General features: G+C 33.4%; 10 protein-coding genes. 3 read left to right on the top strand and 7 right to left on the bottom strand.

The window, feature by feature from the left end:
• Positions 1-552 precede the first annotated feature (552 nt).
• The 4 genes from CJF42_RS23615 to CJF42_RS23600 are packed head-to-tail and all read right to left on the bottom strand — an operon-like array spanning position 553 to position 5,078.
• Complete coding sequence (locus CJF42_RS23615; RefSeq protein WP_095369003.1) at positions 553-1,758, bottom strand: ABC transporter permease; 1,206 nt, start codon at positions 1,756-1,758, stop codon at positions 553-555.
• A 9-nt stretch (positions 1,759-1,767) separates the two neighbouring features.
• The gene (locus CJF42_RS23610) at positions 1,768-3,081 is read right to left on the bottom strand and encodes an ABC transporter permease (RefSeq protein WP_095369002.1); all 1,314 of its coding nucleotides are present in this window, start codon (positions 3,079-3,081) and stop codon (positions 1,768-1,770) included.
• An 8-nt stretch (positions 3,082-3,089) separates the two neighbouring features.
• Complete coding sequence (locus tag CJF42_RS23605; protein WP_095369001.1) at positions 3,090-3,779, bottom strand: ABC transporter ATP-binding protein; 690 nt, start codon at positions 3,777-3,779, stop codon at positions 3,090-3,092.
• 21 nt (positions 3,780-3,800) lie between these two features.
• Positions 3,801-5,078, bottom strand: coding sequence for an efflux RND transporter periplasmic adaptor subunit (locus CJF42_RS23600; RefSeq protein WP_170940735.1), 1,278 nt, complete (start codon positions 5,076-5,078; stop codon positions 3,801-3,803).
• Between the two features lie 239 nt (positions 5,079-5,317).
• Between CJF42_RS23600 and CJF42_RS23595 the strand changes: the two genes are divergently transcribed.
• Complete coding sequence (locus CJF42_RS23595) at positions 5,318-5,620, top strand: IS66 family transposase (protein WP_170940734.1); 303 nt, start codon at positions 5,318-5,320, stop codon at positions 5,618-5,620.
• On the opposite strand, the gene CJF42_RS23590 is transcribed toward CJF42_RS23595, so the two are convergent.
• Complete coding sequence (locus CJF42_RS23590) at positions 5,613-6,017, bottom strand: nucleotide triphosphate diphosphatase NUDT15 (RefSeq protein WP_095368998.1); 405 nt, start codon at positions 6,015-6,017, stop codon at positions 5,613-5,615. The two genes, CJF42_RS23595 and CJF42_RS23590, sit on opposite strands and share 8 nt — an antisense overlap.
• 117 nt (positions 6,018-6,134) lie before the next feature.
• Positions 6,135-6,731: an HAD-IB family phosphatase gene (locus CJF42_RS23585; RefSeq protein WP_095368997.1), complete on the bottom strand. Its 597-nt coding sequence runs from the start codon at positions 6,729-6,731 to the stop codon at positions 6,135-6,137.
• A 193-nt stretch (positions 6,732-6,924) separates the two neighbouring features.
• Here CJF42_RS23585 and CJF42_RS23580 point away from each other — a divergent pair, with 193 nt between their 5' ends.
• Together CJF42_RS23580 and CJF42_RS23575 are read left to right on the top strand one after the other, a co-directional pair.
• Entirely contained in the window at positions 6,925-8,094 is a 1,170-nt protein-coding gene (locus CJF42_RS23580) for a methionine aminotransferase (RefSeq protein WP_095368996.1), read from the top strand.
• The gene (locus tag CJF42_RS23575) at positions 8,082-8,855 is read left to right on the top strand and encodes an amidohydrolase (protein WP_095368995.1); all 774 of its coding nucleotides are present in this window, start codon (positions 8,082-8,084) and stop codon (positions 8,853-8,855) included. The genes CJF42_RS23580 and CJF42_RS23575 overlap by 13 nt, the downstream gene beginning before the upstream one ends.
• Positions 8,856-9,140: 285 nt before the next feature.
• Here the strand turns inward: CJF42_RS23575 and CJF42_RS23570 are convergent, their stop codons facing one another.
• A complete protein-coding gene (locus CJF42_RS23570) occupies positions 9,141-9,494 on the bottom strand; it encodes a DUF3088 family protein (protein WP_212668854.1) in 354 nt (117 codons plus the stop codon).
• Between the last annotated feature and the right edge of the window lie 473 nt (positions 9,495-9,967).

The raw sequence follows: 9,967 nt of genomic DNA, 5'->3' as shown, positions 1-9,967 counted from the left end.
TTTATTCACCGAGATGTGCTGTTATGAGTACCGTTAAATCTGATTGTTAACTCAGATTTAGTTACAAACTCACAAATTAATCATTAAAAAGCCAAAATTTAAATAACTCAGTCTAAAAATTTCTTGCATTTGAAGTAAAAATTAACAATTACGTTTTTTTACTAATATGGACGCTGAAAACATACTTTTGATCGGAATTTGGTTGAATTTAAAAAATCGCGACCATTTAAATTTTATCAGTTAATGACATGTTGACTAAAATAATGATAATTATCATAAACGTTAACTTTGGGCTATTTTGAACATAAAATGCTCGTTATAAAAATAGTTTAAATAGATTCAGGGTAGGAAAAGCTTATATCTTTATGTAATATTTCGATGGCTTTCACGGCTGCTTCATTAAGTTTTTTTGGCGAAACGCTTTAGTCACAAGTCGCCGTGAAGGGTCTACCCCTCTAGGGAAATAACTTTAAATTTAGTGGGGATTCGTCAGAATTAAGCCATTAAGTTTATGAGTAATATGCACCTAATGACTTATCTGGTAGTTTTTAATTACATTTCTCTTGTCGCTATAGCAGGTGAAATATTTGCTGCTTTGTATGCAGGATAAAGTACTGATAGTAAGCTGATAAGGTAAATAGCAAAAACACCAAACCCTAAATAATGAAATGGTAAGCGAGGCAATGAAAAGTTATCGACTAATACAAGGTTTAACACAATACAACTAATCATACCCAGCAATATACCTATAGTGCTAATCAAAATATTTTCTGTTAAAAAATATTGTATTATTTGTAGTTTGCTCGCACCCAAAGCGCGTCGGGTACCTATTTGCTTTTTTCGTGCATTAATTGAATAACTAGACTGACCTATAATGCCAAAAACCGTGATCAATGATAATATAATGATGAGTGATTTTAAAATACTAACCGTACCTTGCTCCGTACTTAATGCATGGTTACGTACTTCATCAAAAGTTTCTATTTTGTTAATTATGCGCCCTGAGGTTTTAAGAAATAAAGCTTCAACCTGCGACATTGCACTATTTATTTGATCTTTTTCTGCACGTACGACATATTTCATCTCTTCGCTGAGTGCTACTCTCGGTTCAAAAATACCAAACTCTACATTACGCCAGTAGTACCAAGGTGCTTGCATTTTATCCACAACTCCTTTTACTCTTATTGTTCCTACATTTGTGTACAATAATTTTGATACAACTTGTCGCCAATCATCAGGATAAAGAAATTCAGCAAAGGCTTTAGTGATAATAATAGAATCAGGCCATTGTTCACTATTGGGTTTCACATAAAGTACATCTTGTTCTGAAAAGTTTTCACCTGCTAAAATCTCCATATCTAAAGTCTTCACTGCTGCATTATTCGTATAATATATCGCGCCAGAATCCCCCAGTGTTTTATCAACATCAGTATAAAGCGAGTCGAATGTTCCATTACCGATCATGGGGATCGCATTAATAGGCGCTGCACTAAGAACTGTATTCAAAGATGTTATTTTTTGCATATCTAACTTTACCTGATTTTCATTAAGTAAGTCTTTATCTGTACTGTAAAAACTAATATAAAAAGTGTTTTTTTGATCAGCTCCCGTAGGCGTGTTTAATAATTGTGTTTTATTACTAATGATATGTGTCGCATTTACAATAACAGTAAATGTGATCACAATCTGAAAAATGAGTAATAACGGACCTATCATTTTCTTTTTAAATATTTTAACAATATTGGCTATATCACGCATAATGATTCCTTATTTCTGTCTTAACTGCATGCATGCAGATGTACGACTCACTTTAAATGTTGGGTAAATACCTGCAATTAAAGTTGCTAAAATTGATAGCAATAAGCCTAATAACAAAAGCTCTACATTAAGTGTCATGACCTGAGAATTTAGCTTGGTATATATATGCTTAAAGTATTCAAGAGAGATAAAAGTTAGTAACATTCCTAATACACCACCACATAAACCAATGCATAAAGATTCAATGAGATATTGATAAAAAATGTTTTGCCTTGAAGCACCTAAAGCCCGTCTCAGTGATACTTCTGAAGATTTAGAGCTAAACTTAGCAAGCATAAGACCAATCGTATTAAATAAGCATACACATAAAAAAAGAATCGCTAGCCACATCAATATTTGCGTATCTTTATTAATTACGCCTTGATACTTAAACCAAGTGTTAATTGATGTTAGGCGATTATCAAGTGGTCTGGGAAAGCGTCCTAATATTTTTTGATCAATTACATAGTTATCGATAAATTGCTGGTATTGTTGTTTCTCTGCGCTATCTTTAAACTCAGCCCAAAACAAAACCCACATACATTCAGACTGTAAGAATCCTTGGTAGCCATCACCTTGTCCTTTTTGACAGTAAAACGTAGAGCTAAACCATTCTAGTGCAACTTGAGTATTAAAAGGCATATATAAATCTTCAGGTTCAGAAAACATAGAGAATTTTATGCCATAAATTTTAGGTAAAAAATTACGCTTTTGTGTTACACCTGTAATCGTAAAAATTTCACCACCATATATCAACGTTTTACCAACTGAATTAGCTCCTAAAAATAATCTATCATTTGTTGTTTCACTAATTACAATCAGGTTTGCATTGTTTTTATCATCTTCTTTACTCCAAGGCTGACCATATAAAAATGGCACATCAAATAAAGAAAAGAAATCATGAGAAACTGTTGTTGCTTGGGCAATAAAAGATAGGTTTTTATCATTAGAAGATGTCGGTTCTAGTGGCATATCTATTTGAGCTATAGGGCTATGTTTGAACTGTTTACCTAACGAAAGTAAGTTTTTAGCATCAGTATAGGTTAAATGATAAGGGATAATATCAGGCGCTTTCCAAACCTTTTCTATAACCCAATTATCAAGCTGTACGGCAAATAAATTATTTTCCTTATGCGGTAAGGGGTTTTGACTAGATAAATAATTAACCGTGATTGTTGTCATCGAAGCTGCAACGCCAATTGCTAATGCAAATATCATCAAAAGGACTAATATTGGAGATTTTCGCATACTTATTAAGGCAAGTTTTAAATAATAATGAAACATAAAATCACCTATGCGATTACTTGTTTTAATAGTGTATTTTCACTCAAATAACCATCAGAAATATGAACGATACGCCCAGCCTCTTGTGCCTGTTCATTATTATGCGTCACCATAATGATAGTCGTTCCGGCTTTATTAATGTTATGTAATAAAGTCATTACGCCATCGGCCATTTTTGAGTCAAGATTCCCCGTAGGCTCATCTGCTAAAATAATAGAAGGACTTCCTGCTAAAGATCGAGCAATTGCAACTCTTTGTTGCTGCCCACCAGAGAGTTGTGGCGGGAAATGTTTGTAGCGACCGCTAAGACCTACTTGTTCTAAGGCTTTTTCTATTCTTTCTTTTCGTTCTTTTGACGAAAAACGCCTATACCTCAATGGTACATCTACATTGTCGTACACAGTTAATTCAGGAATAAGGTTAAAACTTTGAAAAACAAATCCTATTTTTTCATTTCTGATCCGAGAGCTTGCTTTATCATTAAGATTTTCAACCTCAATACCATCAATTTCATATTGACCAAAACTGGGTTGTTCCAGCATACCAGCCATATTTAAAAATGTTGTTTTGCCTGACCCCGAAGGACCAACAACAGCCACAAAATCTCCTTGTTTAATTTCTAAATTAAATGGATGAAGAGCCTGAGTTTTAACATTTCCCACGATAAAGTGCTTTGAAATACCTGTCATTTTTAACATTATTTTTTCTTCCTTCCCTGTTTATTGGGTGATCACAACTTGTTGTGCGTTATTAAATGGGGCAAGGTGAGAAATAACTACTTCATCGTCAGTCGTTAAACCTGAAATAATTTCAACTTTGGTAAGACTCTTTGCACCAATTTTTATTTTTGTTTTATATGCGATTTCATTTTTAATGAGATAGGCTGTCATACCCCCATTACCATCAATGAATGCGCCTCTGGGTAGGTAATGTACATCATTAATTTCTTCAAATAAAATACGCGTCGTCAAACGTTGGTTTTGTCGCAAGTTCTTCGGTAAATTTTGCGTAAACCGAATACGTCCTTCTACTTTATTGTTAACAACTTCGGGCGCTATTCTAATTAATTCACCTCTAATATTTTCGCCATCGTACAAGATTTCAGTTTTCATACCAAGCGCTAAATCATCAGCATAAGATTCTGGAATTGCTATTGTCAGTTCAAAGTTTTCAAGTTCAATTACATTCATTATTGCTTGGTATTTATTCACCGCTGATTTTTGTTCGATGAAACGTGTTCCGATCATACCAGTAACAGGAGAGGTAATGTTGAGCGCTTCGACCTGACGTTTTATATTTTTAACTTTTAAGGCCTGAGTATTTACTTCATGAACACTCGATTGCACTTCAAATTCTAAACTTTCCAGAGCAAGTTCAGATTCTTTAATGGCATGTTTGTATTCCAGTTGTGCATTTTGTAAATGATCTTTAGCTTTTTGATAGTCTATATCACTGATCAAAGATTTTGATTCAGCTTCATCAGAACGTTTCATTTCTCTTTTTGCGGCGGCTAACTTAACTAAAGCTGTATCAGCTTGCTTTTCAGCTTCCAATACACTGCGTTTTGCTTGTATTTTTTGCCTAGCTAATTGGGTTTTATATTGAGATAATCGAGCTTGTGATTGCTCGTATGAATTTTCAAGTTCAGGACTGTGGATCTGAGCAACCATATAACCTTTAGTGACCTTATCCCCAGGAGAAACCATAAAAGTAACTACGCCTTGAGAAGGGCTATATAATTTAGGTTTTACGCCAGCAACAACTCTCGCCTGTACAGAAAGGTCTCGAGTAAAGGAACCAAATTTAACTTTCGCAATCTGGATACGTGATTGTGAAATCGTATGTTCACTATTCATCCATTTACTTAGAGCAGGTAAAGATAAACTCGCCATAATGATAATAAACAGAGCTAATATGAAATAAAAAACTCGTAATTTGAATGAAGACTTTATTTCGATTATAGAGTCTTGCGCACTGGTTCCCTGGATCGAAGACATAATAAATTTTCCGTAATATTTGATAATGAGTATAGAGTTTAACAAAAAGGTACAAGTATGTAACATAGTTTATATATTACACCATAAATCTGTCTAGTTTAATACAATACTTACTAGATGTGGCGGTGGTTCAGTTTCAAAACCATCGAAAGATACCTCGAACAAGTTTTATTTCACATATAAATGGCTAAGGACTATAATTAGTAAGTTCTGCTCAAGCAGCCATGCGTGTTTCTTGTGTGTTTTTAAAAAGTAAACATGTTCTGTGCTATCAGTATAGTTTATGTGCCGATAAAGCTCCGGTTCAGGTTTCAGATAAGCCGGATAAAAATGCCACAATCAGTCAAAAATATAATAATGCACTTAAGGCCGAATTGAAAATATGGCTAATAGCAACACAATCAAAGGTGATAACAGACAGCCTCATTTGCAAAGCACTCAATTACACTCTAAATCAGTGGGATAAATTCTATCATTATATTGAAGCTGGTGAATTTGATATCGACAATAATATAACTGAGCAATATATCAGATTTATCTAAGAATTAAGGGCTCTTGCAGCAAATTATTCAATGGTAAAAATAATGGTTCTGGGAGTTCATCTAGCTTAAACCACTTCCACTGATTACATTTTTCTGGTTCGATAACTTGCGGCTCTCCATTTGTACAAAATGCTAGTACAAATAACGTCACATAATGCTTACTCTCTTTCTCGAAAATATCATTCGTAAAACTTAGCTTCTTGATTGAGTCAACAATTAAACCCGTCTCTTCTAATGTCTCGCGTGTTGCACATTCTTCAATACTTTCACCCAGTTCAAGATGCCCACCAGGTGTTGCCCAAGTATGGGCCCCATGAGAGCCAATGCGCTCACCAAGTAATACATATCCTTCGCGCAGAATAACCGTTGCAACTCCCACTCGTACTTCATTATTCACTTTACACTCCTTATCGAATATCAAGTTGTCTAACAGACCTGAAGAATTTATAAATTTTAATTGCTCTAAAACCTCAGCGCAATTTTAATTACCGACAAACCTATGCTATTAATAGCTTTAAGAAGTCAATTTTTCCCAATTCATATATTTTTCACACGCTAAATCAAGCATATCCAGATCTTCATCAGTATCACCGTATGCATAAATTTTATTGTATTGAGATAAATTAAATTGTGCTTTTACTTTGTCAGATTTAGCAACATTACTACAATCACCTGATTTTAAAAGGCCAGTAAGTCGAGAATTTACCACAGACAGTTCACTACAAATAAGTTTAACATCATTATGTTGGCACCAATGATATAAATATATATGAAGCGATGCAGATACGACTACAACTTCGTCACCTTGTGAGAGATGCCACTCAAGTTTTTTCATTGCATTAGATCGTAAATAAAGAGGTATAACTTCTTTAGCGAATAAAGCGCCGTCATCATTTACTTTATTATAACATCTACCGAAAAAAGTAACAAAAGTTACTACGTATCTTAATTTTGGTGCACTCATAAATCCAAATCGATTTAGTAATAAAAAAGGAGTAATAATTAATCGTGCTAATTTTAATCTAATTTTTGGAGTCGTGTATTTTATAAATGGAGTATACATTTCGTCATAGGTAATTGTGCCGTCGAAATCGAATAATGCGAGATTCATATTCACCTAATGATTTTGTTATATTGAATCACCCTACCTTATTTTTATCTGGTTTAATACAATAATATTATAAAGCTTTTTTGATTTACCATTAGCGATTAACAAGACTTTCTATTCAACCATCAATTTGTAGCCAATATGCTAACTTGATGTAATAATGCAACAAATAATAAAGTAACCTTTGCGATATTAAATGAATACCAATAAAGAAAATAACAATCAATTAACTTCGAAACTACCCAATGTTGGTATTAGTATATTCAGCGAAATGTCAGGTCTTGCTAATGAATATAAAGCGATTAACTTATCTCAAGGCTTTCCTGAATTTGATACACCTGAATTTATTAAACAAAAAATTAATCAATATATTAGCCGAGGTTTAAATCAATACGCTCCCTCGCCTGGATTACCACAATTACAAAATGCCATTGCTGATTTAATAAATGAGAAATACCATTCTCATATTAATGGATCAACCCAAGTCACAGTTACATCAGGTGCAACCGAAGCTTTATTTGTCGCTATTCAAACACTGGTTCATCCCGGTGATGAAGTTATTATTTTTGATCCTGCTTATGATTCATATAAACCAGCAATTGAACTTGCCGATGGGAAAGTAGTGCATATCCAACTAAAAGCTCCACAATATACGATAAACTGGAGTGAAGTAAGTGATTCAATAACATCAAAAACAAAAGCGATTATCATTAATACGCCTCATAATCCTACAGGCACTATATTAAAAACATCTGACATTACAGAGCTTAGCACACTGATCAATCAACATGATTTATATTTAATTAGTGATGAAGTATACGAACACATAGTATTTGATGAGCAAACACATTTAAGTGCGTTAAGATTTAATAAATTACAAGAGCGTGCTTTTGTAATTAGCAGTTTTGGTAAAACATTCCATTGTACAGGTTGGAAGCTCGGCTATTGTATTGCACCGCCTCACCTCACTGAAGAATTTAGAAAAGTGCATCAATATGTTACCTTTTCATCTTTTACACCCGCGCAAGCTGCAATAGCAGATATGCTAACCGAAAATAGTAATCATGTATTTGAGTTAGCAGAGTTTTATCAAAAAAAACGGAATATATTAATAAACGCCCTACAGAAATCACGTTTTAAATTACTTTCAAGCCAAGGAACTTATTTTTTATTATTAGATTACAGCGCCATAAGTGATTTAAAAGATATAGATTTTTGTCAGTGGCTGACCAAAGAACATGGTGTTGCTGCCATCCCACTGAGTGTATTTAATAATTCGGGCCATTGCGACAAAATAATAAGGCTGTGTTTTGCAAAAAAGGATGATACTTTAATTCAAGCTGCGGAGCGTTTATGTCAACTTTAACCATCACGACAGTACAAACGGATATAACTTGGTTAAATGTAACTAATAACCTTAATACGCTTTCAGCAAAGCTTAAAAATATAACTGATACAGATCTTATTTTATTACCAGAAACATTTTCTACCGGTTTTGCTATCAATTTAGATGTCGATCAAGATCCAATTAATGGACAAGCCCTTAATTGGTTAGTAGAACAATCAACCAAATTAAATACTGTTATTGCAGGCAGTGTATTAGTAAGTCATAAAAACAAAAAAGCCAATCGTTTTTATTGGGTCTGGCCTGATGGCACTATAAAATACTACGATAAACGTCATTTATTTAGATTAGGTAATGAAGGAGATCACGTAATAGCAGGAGAAAATCGTGAAGTATTTAAAGTCAATGGTGTAAAAGTACTGCCCCTTATTTGTTACGATTTACGTTTTCCTGTTTGGGCTCGAAACCGAAATGATTATGATGTTATAGTTAATGTGGCAAATTGGCCAGCTACAAGACGTAATATTTGGGATACTCTATTACAAGCAAGAGCGATAGAAAATCAAAGTTATGTTATAGGAATTAATAGAGTTGGTGATGATGGTAACGGCACAGCACATAGTGGTGGTACAGCTATTTATGACTTTTGCGGCGAAACATTATTTAATGCAAAAGATAATGAGATAGATATAAGCACAACAACTATAGACATCACAAAGCTAAAACAATTTAAAGCTGCATTCCCTGTCCATTTAGATGCAGATGAGTTTAATATTGTATAAACCAAATAACATTAAAAACTTTAAAACAAAGCGCTTTATATTTTAAGATAAAGCGCGATATATTTATCATCCAAATAAACTATATACCCATGCTATTTGGATGGTGTTTATGCAATGAATGCATATGGTAAAATATGTTTCATCGAATTTGTACGCCAATCAATATTAAGCTAAATGAGCTGGTACACTTAATAAGCCTGCATGTCACTAAATTTACAACGTAAAGCTTTTGTGAAAATAATCAGTTATCTTTAGATGGGATAGATGATGATCACATGTTACAAATTAATGGGACTTAGGCAGCTCAAAACGGTCGATAAAATACTTCATAATATCCTTTGTTTTATCGATATGAATGGTGCCTTGTTCAGATTTCTTTGAATATTGTCCAGACCAGGAATCATCGCCTGCAACAAAAATTGCCTGAGGACAACTCTGATTATTTTCACCCACGAATTTTGTTAACTCACCTCTTGGTTTAGTAAAGTCAACATATCTCACTTCCACCGCATGACGAATTTCAGGAAATAAGGCCATTAAACCTTCAATTTTTAAACAAAAAGGACAAAAGAAACGCTCACCTTTAAAGCTTTCATCTTTAAAGTCACGTTCAAATAAATACAATATTATCTTGGACATTTTGCTCTCCTATGATTGAACTATTTTTTATACAATAAACTAAAAAACGTATTTTGTTAATTTTTATGGTTTAATATTTGATCCATCACCCAACTTGTATAGGTTACCGTAGCATCATTTAAAAGATGAATTACGTGATCAGTACACCATGATGTTTATGGACTTTAACCTTTGTACTTGTCTCAGTTGAACTTTTTTATTTAGGCCAAATAGCTGTTCTTGTATACTCGTAATTTGAAAATTTGACATCTACTTTTAAAATATTCGTACAAATATAAAAGCCAATTGTACCCAATAAACATATGCAAAATCATTTAATTCACATGTAATTAACGAAAAACTTTCAAAACAAATTGCGCAAAATTTTATTTATCACATGACTAAGCATTATCCAGAATAGGCTCAAAGCTATATTAAAAAATCGACTACACTTTACAATACTCGTACTGCATCAGCACATCTCGGTGAATAAA

Source organism: Pseudoalteromonas sp. NBT06-2, from assembly GCF_002276045.1.
Lineage (GTDB): Bacteria > Pseudomonadota > Gammaproteobacteria > Enterobacterales > Alteromonadaceae > Pseudoalteromonas.
This window is presented reverse-complemented; position numbering and strand designations above follow the sequence as displayed.

Bases quoted from the DNA above. Each gene is read 5' to 3' on its own strand.
- CJF42_RS23600 (WP_170940735.1), bottom strand. From the start codon at position 5,078: ATGTCTTCGATCCAGGGAACCAGTGCGCAAGACTCTATAATCGAAATA.
- CJF42_RS23615 (WP_095369003.1), bottom strand. From the start codon at position 1,758: ATGCGTGATATAGCCAATATTGTTAAAATATTTAAAAAGAAAATGATA.
- CJF42_RS23605 (WP_095369001.1), bottom strand. From the start codon at position 3,779: ATGTTAAAAATGACAGGTATTTCAAAGCACTTTATCGTGGGAAATGTT.
- CJF42_RS23585 (WP_095368997.1), bottom strand. From the start codon at position 6,731: ATGAATCTCGCATTATTCGATTTCGACGGCACAATTACCTATGACGAA.
- CJF42_RS23570 (WP_212668854.1), bottom strand. From the start codon at position 9,494: ATGTCCAAGATAATATTGTATTTATTTGAACGTGACTTTAAAGATGAA.
- CJF42_RS23610 (WP_095369002.1), bottom strand. From the start codon at position 3,081: ATGTTTCATTATTATTTAAAACTTGCCTTAATAAGTATGCGAAAATCT.
- CJF42_RS23575 (WP_095368995.1), top strand. From the start codon at position 8,082: ATGTCAACTTTAACCATCACGACAGTACAAACGGATATAACTTGGTTA.
- CJF42_RS23580 (WP_095368996.1), top strand. From the start codon at position 6,925: ATGAATACCAATAAAGAAAATAACAATCAATTAACTTCGAAACTACCC.